At 68.4% G+C, this 16,328-nt stretch carries 14 protein-coding genes; 4 read left to right on the top strand and 10 right to left on the bottom strand.

The genetic code is table 11. From position 1 onward, the window contains the following. The first annotated feature begins 771 nt into the window (after nt 1–771). The 3 genes from BBX35_RS04050 to BBX35_RS04040 are packed head-to-tail and all read left to right on the top strand — an operon-like array spanning nt 772 to nt 3,472. The gene (locus tag BBX35_RS04050; protein ID WP_208979756.1) at nt 772–1,413 is read left to right on the top strand and encodes a TetR/AcrR family transcriptional regulator; all 642 of its coding nucleotides are present in this window, start codon (nt 772–774) and stop codon (nt 1,411–1,413) included. Then, nucleotides 1,410–2,714 carry a phenylacetate--CoA ligase family protein gene (locus BBX35_RS04045; RefSeq protein ID WP_067216293.1) on the top strand — a complete coding sequence of 435 codons (1,305 nt, stop codon included), beginning with the start codon at nt 1,410–1,412 and terminating at the stop codon, nt 2,712–2,714. Before BBX35_RS04050 ends, BBX35_RS04045 begins: the two co-directional genes overlap by 4 nt. Then, nucleotides 2,711–3,472 (top strand): enoyl-CoA hydratase/isomerase family protein, encoded by a 762-nt coding sequence (locus BBX35_RS04040; RefSeq protein WP_067216290.1) that lies wholly within the window; start codon nt 2,711–2,713, stop codon nt 3,470–3,472. Before BBX35_RS04045 ends, BBX35_RS04040 begins: the two co-directional genes overlap by 4 nt. A gap of 51 nt (nt 3,473–3,523) precedes the next feature. On the opposite strand, the gene BBX35_RS04035 is transcribed toward BBX35_RS04040, so the two are convergent. From BBX35_RS04035 to katG, 3 genes are all read right to left on the bottom strand, one after another. Further along, nucleotides 3,524–4,300, bottom strand: coding sequence for an SDR family oxidoreductase (locus BBX35_RS04035; protein WP_067216287.1), 777 nt, complete (start codon nt 4,298–4,300; stop codon nt 3,524–3,526). Further along, on the bottom strand, nt 4,300–5,223 hold the full coding sequence (locus BBX35_RS04030; protein WP_067218179.1) for a dihydrodipicolinate synthase family protein: 924 nt from the start codon (nt 5,221–5,223) through the stop codon (nt 4,300–4,302). Before BBX35_RS04030 ends, BBX35_RS04035 begins: the two co-directional genes overlap by 1 nt. A gap of 333 nt (nt 5,224–5,556) precedes the next feature. Continuing rightward, nucleotides 5,557–7,761 (bottom strand): catalase/peroxidase HPI, encoded by a 2,205-nt coding sequence (katG, locus tag BBX35_RS04025; RefSeq protein WP_067216285.1) that lies wholly within the window; start codon nt 7,759–7,761, stop codon nt 5,557–5,559. A gap of 318 nt (nt 7,762–8,079) precedes the next feature. Between katG and BBX35_RS04020 the strand changes: the two genes are divergently transcribed. Beyond that, nucleotides 8,080–9,030, top strand: coding sequence for a LysR substrate-binding domain-containing protein (locus BBX35_RS04020; protein ID WP_067216282.1), 951 nt, complete (start codon nt 8,080–8,082; stop codon nt 9,028–9,030). On the opposite strand, the gene BBX35_RS04015 is transcribed toward BBX35_RS04020, so the two are convergent. From BBX35_RS04015 to BBX35_RS03985, 7 genes are all read right to left on the bottom strand, one after another. Next, on the bottom strand, nt 9,020–9,838 hold the full coding sequence (locus tag BBX35_RS04015; protein ID WP_067216279.1) for an alpha/beta fold hydrolase: 819 nt from the start codon (nt 9,836–9,838) through the stop codon (nt 9,020–9,022). The genes BBX35_RS04020 and BBX35_RS04015 overlap by 11 nt on opposite strands. Continuing rightward, nucleotides 9,835–11,472: an MFS transporter gene (locus BBX35_RS04010; RefSeq protein WP_067216276.1), complete on the bottom strand. Its 1,638-nt coding sequence runs from the start codon at nt 11,470–11,472 to the stop codon at nt 9,835–9,837. The genes BBX35_RS04015 and BBX35_RS04010 overlap by 4 nt, the downstream gene beginning before the upstream one ends. A 5-nt stretch (nt 11,473–11,477) precedes the next feature. Beyond that, the gene (locus tag BBX35_RS04005) at nt 11,478–13,346 is read right to left on the bottom strand and encodes an amidohydrolase (protein ID WP_067216273.1); all 1,869 of its coding nucleotides are present in this window, start codon (nt 13,344–13,346) and stop codon (nt 11,478–11,480) included. Nucleotides 13,347–13,381: 35 nt separating this feature from the next. After that, complete coding sequence (locus BBX35_RS04000; protein ID WP_067216271.1) at nt 13,382–13,675, bottom strand: DUF1427 family protein; 294 nt, start codon at nt 13,673–13,675, stop codon at nt 13,382–13,384. 82 nt (nt 13,676–13,757) lie between these two features. Beyond that, nucleotides 13,758–14,414 carry a hydrolase gene (locus BBX35_RS03995; protein ID WP_067216269.1) on the bottom strand — a complete coding sequence of 219 codons (657 nt, stop codon included), beginning with the start codon at nt 14,412–14,414 and terminating at the stop codon, nt 13,758–13,760. Between the two features lie 113 nt (nt 14,415–14,527). Next, on the bottom strand, nt 14,528–15,427 hold the full coding sequence (locus tag BBX35_RS03990) for a helix-turn-helix domain-containing protein (protein ID WP_067216266.1): 900 nt from the start codon (nt 15,425–15,427) through the stop codon (nt 14,528–14,530). Nucleotides 15,428–15,604: 177 nt separating this feature from the next. Then, the gene (locus BBX35_RS03985; protein WP_067216264.1) at nt 15,605–16,321 is read right to left on the bottom strand and encodes a pirin family protein; all 717 of its coding nucleotides are present in this window, start codon (nt 16,319–16,321) and stop codon (nt 15,605–15,607) included. Nucleotides 16,322–16,328: the final 7 nt, after the last annotated feature.

Genomic DNA, 16,328 nt, shown 5'->3' with positions numbered 1-16,328 from the left:
GGGCCCATCGCCGATCCTGCTGCAACGTCACGGCTCGATCCGCGCGACCCGGGCTTACTGGATCCCGGTCTTCGGCTTCGCCGAAACCGGGATGACACAGGGGAGGAACACGCACACTCTCGCCCCCGCTCTGGAAGCCAATGGCCCCCGGATCTCGCGATGCTCGTCCGGGGTGACGGCGGAGGGGAGGAGAGGCCGTGCAACCTTCTCAGGACGTCATCCCGGTCAAGCGCAGCGCAGAACCGGGAACCATTGGCACCCTCAGCAGGGGTGAGGTGGACGTGGAGACGACACTCCCGTCATTCCGGACGGACTGCGGCGCAGCCGCATGGACAGATCCGGAATCCAGCGCATCAGCCGCACCGAAGGTGCGCAGCATTGATTTTGCCAAGCATGGAAAGCGCGGGCTGACGCCCGCGGCTGATATCTGGATGCCGGATCACGCGAGGACGCTGCCGCGTCTCGCGGTCCGGCATGACGGGAGTGTGCGGCAAATGATGCGCCTGGCCTCCCTGTCGTCATTCCGGGCAAGGCGCAGCCGACGATCCGGGACCGGGGAGCCACGGCGCCTGCCACTCTCACCCCGGGACTTACCCGCAACCCTATCCCCGAATCCCCATCCCCCCCACCCCCCATCCCCCAACCCCCAACCCCTCCACCCCCAAAATCCCCTTTGACTCCGATCTCGCTTCAAAATATGAAACTGATGTCATTTTTATTTATGAGGTCGCCGCCATGCTGCGTGCCGTGCCCCGGAAGGGGGAGGATCAGGTGCTGTTCTATCCGCAGGCTCTGACCGCGCGGGCCGCCGGGCGGCCCAAGGGCGAGCGCACGCGCGCCCAGATCCAGGCGGCTGCCTGTGCCGTGCTCGACCGGCAGGGGCCGCAGGAGTTCACCGTCTCCGCCGTGTGCGAGCAGGCGGGGATCTCGAACGGCACCTTCTACATCTACTTCGCCGACCGCACCGTGCTGCTCGACGAGCTGCTGGTCGGCTTCGTCGGCTTCCTGCAGGCGGCGATGCGGGTGGCCGGCTCCGCCCAGCCGGAAGACCCAGTGCGCGCGGCGACCAGCGCCTATGTCGAGCTGTTCCGCCGCAATCCCGGCCTGATGCGCTGTCTCGTCCATCATCTCGACACGCTGCCGCAGGCGCGCGAGGCCTTTCACCGCCTGAACCGGGACTGGCTGGAAACCGTGGTCGCGGCGGTCGAGCGCCGGCTCATGCGCCTCGGGCGCGGCGAGACGGTGGACCGCGAGGAGCTGCTGCGCCGCGCCTACGCGCTGGGCGGCATGGTCGACCAATACCTCTCCGCCCTGATCCTGTCGCAGGACCCGGCGCTGATCGCGATCTCGAGCAGCGACGAGGCCGTCATCGACACGTTGACCCTCATCTGGAAGCGGGGAATGAGCCTATGAGCACGGTGGCGCGCGCCGATTTCGTCTCCGCCGAGGACCTGCGGCCGCATGTCGAGGCCGCCTGGGAGAGCCAGCGGGCGCATGTGATGGCGAACTCTCCCTTCTACCGCGACCTGTGGCAGGGCGAGACGCCGCCGCTGGCGCTTGCCGACCTTTCCCGCCTGCCGCTCTCCGACAAGTCGCAGCTGCGCTTGTCGCAGGCCGCGCACCCGCCCTTCGGCGATTATCTCGCCGCCCCGCGGGACACGGTCGGCCGGATGCACCGCACCTCCGGCACCACCGGGCAGGCGATGAACCTTGCCCTGTCGGCCCGCGACACCCGCGTCACGCAGGAGATCGGCGGCCGCTGCCAGAGCGCGGCGGGGCTCGGCCCCGGCCACACGGTGGTGCACTGCCTCAATTACCAGATGTGGATGGGCGGGCTGACCGATCACCTGACGCTGGAGGAGACCGGAGCGACCGTCGTGCCCTTCGGCGTCGGCTCGACGGAGCTGCTGGTGCGCACGATCCTGGAGGTCGGGGTGACCGCGATTTCCTGCACGCCGTCCTATCCGGCGGTGCTGGAACGGGTGATCGCGCAGAAGTTCCCCGGCCTTGCCCCGCGCGACCTCGGCCTGAAGCTCGGCCTTTTCGGCGGCGAGCCCGGCGTCGACGATCCCGCTTTCCGCGCCCGCATGACCGCGACCTGGGGCCTGCAGCCGCGCAACTCCAACTATGGCGTCTCCGACGTCTTCTGCAATTTCGCCTCCGAATGCGAGCACGACACGCATCTGCATTTCATGGCAGCGGACGTGCTCCATGCCGAGCTGATCGACCCGGACAGCGGCGCGCCGAAGGCCCTGGCGGCCGGCGAGAGCGGCGAGCTGGTGCTCACCCATCTGGTGCGCGACTGCCAGCCGCTGGTGCGCTTCCGCACCGGCGACATCATCCGCGTCGGCAGCACTTCGCCCTGTTCCTGCGGCCGTACGGGCTTCCGGTTTTCCGTCGTCGGCCGCTCCGACGACATGGTGGTGGTGCGCGGGCTCAACATGTTCCCGACCATGGTCGCGGCGGTGCTCAACTCCTTTGCCGAGCTGTCGGGCGAGTACCGCATCCGCCTCGTGTCGCCGCCGCCCTATGACACGCTGCCGGTCGAGGCGGAGCTGGCGCAGGGTGCGGCGGACACAGTGGAGCTTGCCGCCCGGGTGGCGGCCGAAATCAAGGCGCGGCTCGGCGCCAGTGCCAGTGTCACGCTGCTGCCTGCCGGCAGCCTGCCGCGCACCGAAGGCAAGACGCGGCGCGTCATAAGGGGGGACCAATGACCGATTTCGCTTACGAGACCGTGCTCAGCACGTTGGCTGAGGGCGGGGTGCGCACCATCGCCCTCAACCGGCCGGAAAGCCTCAACGCCATGAACCGGCAGCTGATCGACGATGTCGCGCGCGCCTTCGACGATGCCAATCGCGACCCGCAAACCCGCGCGATCCTCTTCACCGGCGCCGGCAAGGCCTTCTGTGCCGGCGACGACCGGCGCGAGCATATCCACCCGGAGACGGAGGAGGCCGCGCGCGATCTCGTCCTCGCCATCCAGCGGGCGACCCATGCCATCTCCTTCGGTCCGAAGCCCGTGGTCGGGGCGATCCACGGCTGGGCCGTCGGCGGCGGTTTCGAATGGGCGATCAATTGCGACTTTCCGATCTGGGGCGAGGGGACGAAGGCCTTCTTCCCGGAAGTCTCCCTGAACGTCTTCGTCACCGGCGCGGTGACGGCGCTGCTGCCGGCGCTGGTCGGCCTCATGAAGGCGCGCGAGATGCTGTTCTTCGGCGAGCGCTACACGGCGGCCGAGCTGGGCGCCATGGGCCTTGCCCACAAGGTCGTGTCGGACGAGGCGGTGATGGCGGAAGCGGAGGCGCTGGCCCGGCGCCTTGCCGAGCTGCCGCCGCTCGCCGTGCGCGCGATGAAGCGGGTGCTCAACGCGGTTGCCGCCGGCGATCTCCACCGCGCGCTCGATCTGGAAACCGAGGCGACCGTTGCCGGCTTTCTCGACCCGGAGACCACCCGCCGGATCTCCGCCTTTTGAGCGGGACCCGGCGGCCTGTTGTGAGTGATCTGTCTTGAGATGCGTTTGCGGTCAGAGGCTTCTGATCGCACCGCCGTCGACGCGCACGCGGCTTCCCGTCACATAGGACGCGCGCTCGGACGCCAGGAACACCACCATGTCGGCGAATTCCTGCGGCCGGCCGTAGCGCCCCGCCGGGATCGAGGCGGCGGACGCCTTGGCGATTTCCTCGACGCTCTTGCCGGTGCGCTTGGCGGCGGCGGCGTCCAGCTCGTCGACGCGGGCGGTGTGGATGCGCCCCGGCACCACCATGTTGACGGTGACGCCGTCGCTCGCGACCTCGCTCGCCAGCGTCTTCGACCAGGCCAGCACCGCCGCGCGGATGCCGTTCGACATGGCAAGGTTGGGGATCGGCTGCTCGACGCCGGACGAGCCGATGGTGATCACCCGGCCGAAGCCGCGCTCGCGCATCGCGGGCACCAGCTTCGAGGTGATGTGGAAGAGGCTCGCGGCCATCGCCGAGAAATTGGCGGTCCAGGCGGCATGGTCTGCATCGAGCGCCGTGCCCGGGGGCGGGCCGCCGGCATTGTTGATCAGGATGTCGACCCCGCCATCGGCCAGGATCGCCTCCAGCGTGCCGTCGATAGAGGCGATGTCGGCAAGGTCGATCCGCAGCGGAGTGATGTCGCAGTCCGGCATCGCGGCGGCCCACTCGGCAATCGCCGGTTCGTTGCGGGCGGCGGCGATGACGCGGACGCCCTCGCGCGCCAGCGTTTCGGCGATGGCCCGGCCGAGGCCGCGGCTGGCTCCAAGGACGAGGGCGCGCTTGCCCTTCAGGCCGAGATCCATCAGTTGAGCTCCTTCAGGCGTTTTTCGAGACGGGCCATCAGGCGGTCGACCTCGGCCCGCGACAGCGGATCGAGAGCGGCGCCCGGCTTGCGCAGGGTCGGGTTGGCGAGCACGCCGCGCCGGTAGAGGACGTATTTGCGGATGGCGAGGCCGAGGCCCGGCTGCTGTTCGAAGCGGGCGAGCGGCAGATAGGCGTCGAACAGGTCGCGGGCCCGCTCCATGTCGCCCCTGGCGTGGTTCGCCACGACGCCGGTCATCATCTCCGGATAGGCGAAGCCGGTCATCGCGCCGTCGGCGCCGCGCTCCATCTCCTCGGGCAGGAAGACGCCGCCATTGCCGCACAGGATCGCCACCCGGCGGGCGGTCGCCCCCTCCTTGCGCAGCGCCGTGATCTTGGCAAGGCCGGGCCAGTCCTCGTGCTTCAGGCACACGCAGGTGGGGATATCCCTGATGATGCGGGCGATCACCGGCACGGACATCTGCACGCCGGTGGTCAGCGGGAAGTCCTGCAGCACGAAGGGGACATCCCCGATCATCTCGGCCGCCTGCTCGTAATAGCCGGCGATCTGGTCGTCGGTGCGAAGACTGCCCGGCGGGGCGATCATCACGCCGGCGGCGCCGTCGTCCATCACGCGCCCCGTCAGTGCCTGCATCTGGGCGAAGCCCGGCGACGACACGCCGACGACGATCGGCACGCGCCCGTCGACGCGCTTCAGAACCCGGTTGACGATGGTCGCGGACTCGTCGGTCGTCAGCTTGGGCGCCTCGCCCATCACGCCCAGGAGGGTGAGCCCGGTGGCACCCGCCTCCAGGTAGAAGTCGACCATCCGGTCGCAGCCGTCGAGGTCGAGCGCGCCGGTCTCGGTGAAGGGGGTGACGGCGATCAGGTAGACGCCGCGGGCACTTTCGTCCAGTCGGGCCATGATGTCCTTCCGCATGAGGTGAATTGAGACGGGATTCTCGAATTTCCGCGATTTCGAGACGGAATTTCGCAAAATTCCGCGCAAAATTTGCAAGGCCCTGCCAAGCCCCGAAAGGAGGCCGCGGGCCGTGGACAGGTGGGCGGGCCGGCGGGGAGTTCCGTGTCCGGCCGGCCTCGGGGAAGGGGATGGTAGGCTGCGGGCGGCAGGAGTCAATTGCGGGCAAGCCTCTGCCGCCAAACAAAAAAGGCGCGGCGGAAGAACCGCCGCGCCTTTCGGGTTTCTTGCGCCGGCGAGCCGGGAAAGCCCCGGTCGCCGGCGTGGACAACCTTGCGGTCAGCGCAGGTCGAAGCGGTCCGCGTTCATCACCTTGTTCCAGGCGGCGACGAAGTCGCGGGCGAACTTCTCCTTGGCATCGTGCTGGCCGTAGACCTCGGACAGGGCGCGCAGCTGCGAGTTCGAGCCGAACACCAGGTCGACGCGGGTGCCGGTCCACTTCGGGGTGCCGGTGGCCCGGTCGGAGCCCTCGAACACGTCCTGCTTATCCGACACCGGCTTCCACTTTGTCCCCATGTCGAGCAGGTTCACAAAGAAGTCGTTGGTGAGGGTGCCCGGACGGTCGGTGAAGACGCCGTGGGTCGAACCGCCGTGGTTGATGCCCAGCACGCGCAGGCCGCCGATGAGCACGGTCATCTCCGGCGCGGTCAGGGTCAGCAGCTCGGCACGGTCGAGCAGCGCCTCTTCCGGCGACAGGACCGAACGGCCCGAGAAGTAGTTGCGGAAGCCGTCGGCGGCAGGCTCCAGCACGTCGAAGGACTCGACGTCGGTCTGCTCGGCGGTGGCGTCGGTGCGGCCCGGCGCGAACGGCACGGTCACATCGAGGCCGGCCTCCTTGGCGGCCTTCTCGACGCCGGCAGCACCTGCCAGCACGATCAGGTCGGCGAGGGACACCTTCTTGCCGCTCGACTGGGCCGCGTTGAAGGTCGAGCGGATGTCCTCGAGCTTCGCCAGCACCTTGGAGAGCTGGTCCGGCTGGTTGACTTCCCAGTCCTTCTGCGGGGCGAGGCGGATACGTGCGCCGTTGGCGCCGCCGCGCTTGTCGGAGCCGCGGAAGGTCGAGGCCGAGGCCCAGGCGGTCGAGATCAGTTCGGACACGCTGAGGCCGGAGGTCAAGACCTTGGCCTTGAGCTCGGCAACGTCCGCATCGTTCACCAGCGGATGGTCGACGGCCGGAACCGGATCCTGCCACAGCAGCTCCTCTGCCGGAACCTCCGGGCCGAGGTAGCGCGACTTCGGGCCCATGTCGCGGTGGGTCAGCTTGAACCAGGCGCGGGCGAAGGCGTCGGCGAACTCGGCCGGATTCTCCAGGTAGCGACGGGCGATCGGCTCGTAGATCGGGTCGAAACGCAGGGCGAGGTCGGCCGTCGTCATCATCGGGCGATGCTTCTTCGACGGGTCGTGGGCGTCGACTATCATGTCTTCTTCGTCGACGTCCTTGGCCAGCCACATCTTGGCGCCGGCCGGGCTCTTGACCAGTTCCCACTCGTATTTGAACAGGACCTTCAGGTAGCCCATGTCCCAGGTCGTCGGGTTCGGCTTCCACGCGCCTTCGATGCCGCTGGAGATGGTGTCGCCGGCCAGGCCCGAGGCAAAGCGGCTGGTCCAGCCGAGGCCCATGTCCTCAAGGCTTCCGCCCTCCGGCTCGGAGCTGAGCAGCGCGGCATCGCCCGCACCGTGGCACTTGCCGAAGGTATGGCCGCCGGCCACCAGCGCGACGGTTTCCTCGTCGTTCATGGCCATGCGGGCGAAGGTCACGCGAATGTCGCGGCCCGAGGCGACCGGATCCGGGTTGCCGTCCGGGCCTTCCGGGTTGACGTAGATGAGGCCCATCTGCACGGCTGCGAGCGGGTTTTCCAGCTCGCGGTCGCCGGAATAGCGGCTGTTCGGCTTGTCGCTGGTGGCCAGCCACTCGGCCTCGGCGCCCCAGTAGACGAACTCTTCCGGCTCCCAGGTGTCGGCGCGGCCGCCAGCGAAACCGAAGGTCTTGAAGCCCATGCTCTCCAGGGCGACGTTGCCCGCGAGAATCATCAGGTCGGCCCAGGACAGCTTGTCGCCGTACTTCTGCTTGACCGGCCACAGCAGGCGGCGGGCCTTGTCGAGGTTGACGTTGTCCGGCCAGCTGTTCAGCGGGGCGAAGCGCTGCTGGCCGTTGCCGCCGCCGCCGCGACCGTCGAACGTGCGGTAGGTGCCGGCGCTATGCCAGGCCATGCGGATGAAGAGCGGGCCGTAGTGACCCCAGTCGGCCGGCCACCAGGGCTGGCTGTCGGTCATCAGCGCGGTCAGGTCGGCCTTGACGGCCGCCAGGTCGAGCTTCTTGAACTCTTCGGCATAGTTGAAGCCGGTGCCCATCGGATTGGACAGCGAAGAGTTCTGGTGCAGGGCGCGCAGGTTGAGCTGGTTGGGCCACCAGTTCTGCCGGGTGCGGGCCGTGTTGTGAACGACCGGGCATTTGCCGGCGGTGTCGATATCGGGTCTGTCCATGTCTCTCACTCGTCAGGTTGTAAATGACTGCCTGAGAAGGAGAAAATCATGGCGTGCAGCGCGGTGACCCGCCCTGCGACCCGCATGGCGACCGTATCGCGCTGCCATGCACTCTCCCTCTCGAGGTCGTCCCGAAGCACTGTATGCCGGGAGGGGCGATGATCCTTCCGGGCCGGTACGCGCCATGTCGCGCAGTCCGAATCCCTTGCGCCAGCGGGGCGCCAAGGTCGTCGCTTCTCATCCTCGCAGGCGCCACTATGCCCCAGTCTCTTCATTAATTTAAGTTGTATTTTTTGATCATCACGATAGTTTTTTATTATGAGAAACCTGACGCTCAAGCAGCTGCGCTATTTTCGCGCCTTGGCCGAGCACGGCCATTTCGGCCGGGCGGCGGAAGCTTGTGCGATTTCCCAGCCCGCACTCTCCGTGCAGATCCGCGATCTGGAGGAGTCGCTCGGCACCGAGCTGTTCGAGCGCACCGCGCGCCAGGTTCGGCTGACGGCGTTCGGCGAGGAATTCGCCAGCCGTGTCAGCGACATCTTGCAGGCGGTGGATGAGCTCGGCGACCTTGCCCGTGCCTCCCGCGACCGGCTGGCCGGGCGGCTGCGCATCGGCATCATCCCGACGATCGCGCCCTATCTCCTGCCGGCGGTGATCGCCCGTCTGACCCGTGCCAACGAGGGGCTCGACATCCATGTGCGCGAGACCGTCACGTCGCGGCTGGTACAGGAACTCGCCGAAGGCCGCCTCGACACGGCCATCGTCGCCCTGCCGGTCTCCGAGCCGGCGCTCAGCGAGGTGGCGCTGTTTACCGAGACCTTCGTGCTGGTCCGCCCGACGGAGGACGAGGGCAAGCCGGTGCCGAACCGCGAGGCCCTGCGCGAGATGCGTCTGTTGCTGCTGGAAGAGGGGCACTGCTTTCGCGAGCAGGCGCTGTCCTTCTGCAACATGGGGCCGGCGCAGCCGCGCGAGCTGATGGACGGCAGTTCGCTGTCGACGCTGGTGCAGATGGTGAGCGCGGGCATCGGCGTGACCCTGATCCCGGAAATGGCGCTGCCGGTGGAGACCCGCTCCGCCTCGGTTTCGGTCTCGCGCTTCGACGACCCGCAGCCCTCGCGCACCATCGGCATGATCTGGCGCAAGGCCAGCCCGCTTGCCCGCCAGTTGCAGCAGATCGCCGATGCGGTGCGCCAGACCTCGCAGGAAATGCGGGCCCGGCCGCTGCCGGACCCGCCCGGGGCGTCCGCCGATATGCCCGTCAGCGGATGAACTTGTCCACGGCCTGGTTGAACGTGTCCGGGTCGATCTCGGCGAGCCCGTGGCTGCCGCCCTCGATCACCAGCAGCTCGCCCTGCGGCAGCAGCTTCACGGCCTTTTCCGCCGAGGCGGCAATCGGCACGATCTGGTCGTCGGATCCGTGGATGACCAGCGTCGGCACGTCGATCTTCTTCAGGTCCTCGCTATAGTCGACTTCCGAAAACTCGCGGATACAGTCGTAGTGTCCCTTGATGCTGCCGGCCATGCCTTGGAGCCAGAATTTCTCCTGCATTCCCGGCACTTTCGGCGCGCCGTCACGATTGAGACCGTAGAAGGGCGTCGTCAGATCGAGAAAGAACTGCGCGCGGTTCTTTGCGGTACCTTCGCGGATGCTGTCGAATACCTCCATCGGCGTGCCTTCCGGGTTGCTGTCCGACCTCAGCATCACCGGCGGAACCGCACCGACCAGCACGACGCGGGCGACCCGACCCGTTCCGTGGCGGCCGATGTAGCGGGAGACCTCGCCGCCGCCGGTGGAATGGCCGATCAGAATCGCGTCCTTGAGGTCGAGATGCTCGATCAGCTCGGCCAGATCGTCGGCATAGCGGTCCATGTTATTCCCGTCCCACGGCTGCGAGGAACGGCCGTGGCCGCGGCGGTCATGGGCGATCACGCGGTAGCCGTTCATGCCGAAGAACAGCATCTGCGCATCCCAGGCATCGCCCGACAGCGGCCAGCCATGGGAGAACAGGATCGGCTGGCCCGAGCCCCAGTCCTTGTAGAAGATCTCGGTGCCGTCGCTGGTGGTCAAGGTGCTCATTTTCTTGCCTCTTCAGGTGTGGGAGGATCGAGGGTCAGGTAGTGGCGGACCTGCGGCGGGCCGTCTCCCGTGTGGAAGCGCTGGACCTCCTGTTGCAGGTCGGCGTCGTGGCCGGCGACACGGCGATGCTGGCGCAGGTGCTCGGCCCAGGACGAGACGAGGAACCATTCCAGCAGCACGCCCGGCTCGGCGATATCCTCGGTGATGCCCCAGGCGAAGGCACCGTCGCGGCGGCGCGAGCCGGAGAGCCGGTGGATCGCCTCCAGGAAGGCGGGGCGGCTCTCGGTCGGGACGCGGTAGGCGATGGTGATCAGCACCGGACCACGGTCTGCCTCGAGATTTTCGGCAAGGTCGCCGGCAACCAGGGGCTCCGGCCAGTGGTTCGACGGGGTGAGGTCGGCTTCGCCGCGCGGCAGGCGGATCCGGTGGAAGATTACCCCTGCAAGGGCGAGCGCGACAGCCGCCGCAACAAGCGCCGCGGCAATGCCGAAGAGCTGTGCGACGCCGCCCCAGGCGAGGCTGCCGAGCGTCATTGCACCATTGAAAACAGTGAGATAGACGGCAAGTGCCCGCCCGCGCACCCAGTCCGGCAGGACGGACTGGGCCGTGCCGTTCAGCGTCGTCAGGGCGGTGACCCAGGCAGCGCCGAGCATTGCGAGGAGGGCAAGCGCGGCCTCTTGCGGCGGGCCGAGGGCGAGCGCCAGCATGACGGCCCCGGCGATGAGCGAGGCGGCCAGCAGCAACCCGTCGGCATCCAGCCGGGCGCGCAGGCGCGGCAGCAGCACCGCGCCGCCGATGGCGCCGAGCCCGACGGCGCCGAGCAACAGGCCGTAGAGGCCGGACCCTCCGCCCAGCAGCTCGCGGGTGACCAGCGGCAGCAGGGCCCAGACGGCGCTGGCGCACAGGAAAAACACGGCGGCGCGCAGCAGCACCACATGCAGCTCGCGGCTCTGGCGCGCGTAGCGCAGGCCGGCGCGGAAGGCGCCGCCGAAATGCTCGGCCAGCGGGTCGCTGCCCTTCGCCTTTCGCGGCCACCAGGCGAGCGCTGCAACGACCAGCACGTAGCTCAGCACGTCGACACCATAGGTGATGGTGGTGCCGGCAGCGGTGAGCAGCAGGCCGCCGGCGGCGGGACCGATGGCGCGGGCGATGTTGATGCCGAGCGAGTTGAGCGCGACGGCGACCTTCATCTGCGGGCGTTCGACGAGCTCGGGCACGATCGCCTGCCAGGTCGGCGCCATCAGCGCCGCGCCGGTGCCGCCGAGAAAGGTGAGGGCGACGAGCGCGGTCAGCGACATGGCGCCGAAGGCCGACAGCAGCATCAGGGAGAGGCTGACGAGACCGAGAAAGACCTGCACGACGATCAGGAAACGGCGGCGGTCGAGAATGTCGGACAGCACGCCGGCAGGAATGGCGAGCAGGAAAACCGGCAGCGTGGCGGCGGCCTGCACGGTGGCGATGGCTGCCGGAGAGGCGCTGAGGTCGGTGGCGATCCAGCCGCTGGCGGTGTCGCGGATGAAGCTGCCGACATTGCCGACGACCGTCGCGACCCACAGGACCAGGAAGACGCGCCCGGCCAGCGGCGCGAAGGCGCCGGGGGCGGCGGCGGGCGTGGGCGTGGAGGGCTTGCTCATCCGCATCACATCCAGCAGGCGCAGCCGAGCGCGCCGAAGAAACCCTTGAGGTTGCCGACGGGCAGCGCGGCGCCCCAGGCGCGGGCGTGGTCATGGCCGTGGACATGACAGGCGCTGGCGCAGCCGCAACCGGCCGCAGCCGTGCGAGCAAGACCCGCGTTCGGCTTGTCCGCCGCCCAGGCCGCGAAGCCGCCGTAGCGCCGCACGGGCGACCAGTCGGGCATGGCAGGCGGCAGCGGGTTGTCGTCGAGGGCGGCGAAGTCGCCGGAGCCCCAGACGACGCGGCCGCCGACCATCGTCAGGTCGGAGACGAGATGCGACAGGTCGGCCTCGGGAACCGAGAAATAGTCGCGATCCGGCACCATGAGGTCGGCGAGATAGCCCGGCGCGATGCGGCCGCGCCGGCCCTCGTCGTTGCTGAACCAGGCGACCTTCTCGCTCCACATGCGCAGCGCGGTCTCGCGGTCGAGGCAGTTGGCCGCCGGCGTCACACGCAGGCCGCCGACCGTGCGGCCGGTGACCATCCAGGCGATGGAGACCCAGGGGTTGTAAGAGGCGACGCGGGTCGCATCCGAGCCGGCGGAGACGTTGACGCCCTTCTCCAGCATGCGGGCGATGGGCGGGGTGGCGGCGGCAGCCGCCGCGCCGTAGCGCTCGACGAAATACTCGCCCTGATAGGCCATGCGGTGCTGGGTGGCGATGCCGCCGCCGAGCGCGGCGACCCGGTCGATGGAGCGCTCCGAGATCGTCTCCGCGTGGTCGAACATCCAGTTGAGGCCGGCGAGCGGGATGTCGCGGTCGACTTTCTCGAAGACGTCGAGGGCGCGCGAGATCGTCTCGTCATAGGTGGCGTGCAGCCGCCAAGGCCAGCGGTTCTCGGCGAGGATGCGCACGACCTCCTCCAGCTCGTCCTCCATGCTGTCGGCGAGGTCCGGACGGGGCTGGCGGAAGTCCTCGAAATCGGCGGCGGAGAAGACCAGCATCTCGCCGGCGCCGTTGTGGCGGAAATAGTCGTCGCCCTGGCGGTACTTCACCGAGCGGGTCCAGGCGAGGAAGTCCTCCTTCTCCTCGCCGGCCTTCTGGGTGAAGAGGTTGTAGGCAAGGCGCACGGTCATTTGTCCGGCCTCGGCCAGGGTGCGGATGATCTCGTAATCCTCGGGATAGTTCTGGAAGCCGCCGCCTGCATCGATCACGCCGGTGATGCCGAGCCGGTTGAGCTCGCGCATGAAATGGCGGGTGGAGTTGAGCTGGTATTCGGGCGGCAGCTTCGGCCCCTTCGCCAGGGTCGAATAGAGGATACCGGCATTGGGCTTGGCCAGCAGTAGGCCGGTCGGGTTGCCCTTCGCATCGCGCTGGATCTCGCCGCCCGGCGGATTGGGCGTGTCGCGGTCGTAGCCGACGGCACGCAAGGCCGCCCCGTTCAGCAGGGCCCGGTCGTAGAGATGCAGCAGGAAGACCGGGGTGTCGGGCGCAGCGGCATTGATCTCGTCCAGCGTCGGCAGGCGCTTTTCCGCGAACTGGTGCTCGGTGAAGCCGCCCACGACCCTGACCCATTGCGGCGGCGGCGTGATGGCGACCTGGGCCCGCAGCATGGCCATGGCGTCGGCAAGCGAGGTCACCCCGTCCCAGCGCAGCTCCATGTTGTAGTTCAGGCCGCCGCGGACGACGTGGGTGTGGTTGTCGATGAGCCCCGGCAGGACCCGCCGGCGCTGCAGGTCGATGCGGCGGGTCTGCGGGCCGGCGAGCGCGAGGATCGCGGCATCCTCGCCGACGGCGGTGAACGCACCGTCGCGAATCGCCACGGCGGACACTTCCGGCCGGGTGCGGTCGAGCGTGGTGACGCGGCCGTTGTAGAGGACGAGATCGGGGGTCATGGCATGGCCTTGCGTGAGGTCGTGTCGAGGCGGGATCAGCCGGCAGCGTCGCCGCGGTCCGGCGGGGCGGCGGCGGCGGCCTGCCGAGGATCGGTGCCGCTCGGCAGCTCGCCGCAGATGTGCGGAAGGCGATGCTCGGCGATCCAGCCTAGCGTCACGGGCGCACCGCGCAGGGCGTGGCGGACCATCGGCACCACCTGCTCGCCGAGCAGGATGCCGAGAAGGCCGACCAGCGCAACGATGGGCGGCGCGGGCGAGCGGACGTTGAGCAGGCTGTAGACGATGCCGACGAGGATCCCGGCTCCGAGCGAGAGAAGGTACATCTTCATGGTCGGGCGCTCCGGCAAAGGGGACGGCGCAGGCGGCGGGCGGGGCGGGACCGCGCGGACGCGGCCCCGCCGGGCTTGCCCGTCAGTGCCCTTCGGAGGCGCCGAACATCGACTTGGCGTAGATGATGCCGAGGCCGTAGGCGCCACCGAACTTCTTCGCGATGCCGGTGGTCATGTCGTAGGTTTCGGTGCGGGCCCAGTCGCGCTGCAGCTCGAGAATGTACTGCAGCGAGGTCATCGGGCGTGCGCCGGCCTGCACCATGCGCTGCATCGCGCGCTCATGCGCTTCGTCGGAGATGTCGCCGCAGGCATCGGCGATGACATAGACCTCGAAGCCCTGCGACAGGGCCGAGAGCGCCGGTCCGACGATGCACACGCTCGTCCACAACCCGCTCAGCACGATGCGCGACTTGCCGATGCGGTTGATCTCGTCGATGACGGCGGCATCCTCCCAGGTGTTCATGGAGGTGCGGTCGAGCAGTGCCTGGCCCGGGAAGGCGTCGGTGATTTCCTCGAACATCGGACCGGAGAACGACTTCTCGGCGACGGTGGTGAGGATGGTCGAGACCTTGAAGCCGGCGGCTGCATTGGCGACGAGGGCCGCGTTGTTGCGCAAAAGCGTGGCGTCGATCGACTTGGTCGCGAAGGACATCTGCGACTGGAAGTCGATCATCACAAGCGTGTGGTCGGTGGGGGAAAGCAGCAGGTCGCCGGGGGTCGGCGTGGCGGTCGGGGCCATTGTCGTCGTCCTCGTACAAGGAGTGTTTGGGATGGCCCGAGGGTAGTGCCCGCTCTTCTCCGCTGTCTTGAACGCCAGTCGCCTGCTGCTTGAAGGATTGTCCGGAAGTCTACCTATGCGGTTGCCGCGCCGCCATATTCGGTTCGCCAGCGGCCCGGCGACATGCCGAACCGGCGGTTGAAGCTGCGGGTGAAATGGCTCTGGTCGGAAAAGCCGCAGCGTCCGGCGATCTCGGCCAGTGTCAGCTCCGGACGGCGCAGCAGCGAGCGTGCCTGCTCTACCCTCATGCGCATCAGCCATTCGTGCGGCGTGCAGCCCAGTTCCTGACGGAAAACCTGATAGAAGTGCGAGCGGGAGACGTTGCAGCGCCGCGCGATGTCGTCGAGCGAGACATTGCCGTCGAGCGAGTCGCGCAGGATCTCCAGCGCCTGCCGGATCAGCGGAGAGGGCGTGCGCTCGCGCCTGCACGCCGGGATGCGGATCGCCGCATAGCGGTGCCGCAGATAGGTGACGAGTGCCTCGGCGACCTGATCGATGAAGAGCTGGTCGGGGGGCTGCTGGCCGGAGAGCATCGGCTGGATCGCCGACAGGAGGTGGGTGACGGTCGGGTCGGTCACGCCGGTCTCGAAGTCGATGCGGCGCGGCATCACCCGCGGCCCCGTATCGTCCTGAGGCAGGAAGCGGTTCCACGGGATCTCGACCAGCAGGAAGTCGAACTGTCCGCCGAGCTCTGCCCGGTAGGCGATCTCGAAGTCGCGCAGGTAGAGGCTGTTGCGCTGGAAGTGATGGCGATGCGCGGCCTTGCCGATGCGGATATCACGCCAGTGGCTCTCGCCCAGCGACATGCCGAGAACGAGCCCTTGTCCGCTCGGCGGCGTCTCGACCTTGACCGGGCTTTCGCTCGCCGATGTCTTGCGCAGGAAGGTGATGTCGGCCAAGGCGACCTCCTCGTCGCGGGCCAGATCGGTCGCACGGCAGCCAAGACGATCGCGGGACGATGCGACAACTGTCATCACGGCACCTCCTCCTGTATGGCCGACGAGGAATTCCGGTTTTTCGCCAATCTTGACGAGTATTTTCCGCAGCCGTGCGACAGGCAACGGAATTTTGCACTGCACACACGCTCTTCGATGAAGAGCAAAGCCGATCCGGACCGGTTGCAGCCCGGATCGGCAGTTCGTGCAGGCGGCTTACGCCGCACCGCCGCGGGCACTCATGTCGAAGAGCAGCGCGCGGCCGTCGGTCTGCCAGAGGAGATCGCCGATCTCCTCTTCGCCGACCTGCAGCCCGTCTCCGGCAACAAGCCGCTCGCCCTCGACCGTGGCGATGCCTTCCACCATGTGGAGGAAGAGCCTGCGCCCGCCGGCAACGGGAAGCGCGGTGGCATCGCCCGCCAGCGGTGTCGCAATCGACACGCTTGTGTCGGACAGGAGCTTGAGCGGGGCCTCTCCCTCCTTGCCGCTGGCAAGAAGGGTCCAGTCCCGCGTCGCCTCCGCCGCCGGCAGGTCGACCTGCTGGTAGGTCGGTGCACCGCCCGTCGTGTCTGGGATCAGCCAGATCTGCAGCACATGGGCCTGCTCGCTGTCGGAGGCGTTCATCTCCGCATGGCGGATGCCGCTGCCCGCCGACATGAGCTGGAGTTCGCCGGCAGCGATCTCCGCCTCGTTGCCGAGCGTGTCGGTGTGGCGCAGCCGGCCCGACAGGACCAGGGTGAGGATGTCCATGTCGGAATGGCCGTGCTCGGAAAAGCCGGCGCCGGGAACGACGCGGTCCTCGTTGAGCACCCGCAGGGCGGCGTAGCCCATGCGGGTGGGGTCGCGGAAGCCGCCGAAGGAGAAGGTGTGCCAGGCGTCGAGCCAGCCGCTCTGCGTGCGGCCCCGGCTCATGTTCTCGTGGATCAGGACCATCGTACCG

The organism is Stappia indica, assembly GCF_001696535.1.
Classification (GTDB): Bacteria; Pseudomonadota; Alphaproteobacteria; order Rhizobiales; family Stappiaceae; genus Stappia; species Stappia indica.
The sequence above is the reverse complement of the archived record's forward strand: the minus strand, read 5'-3'. Positions and strand labels throughout refer to the sequence as shown.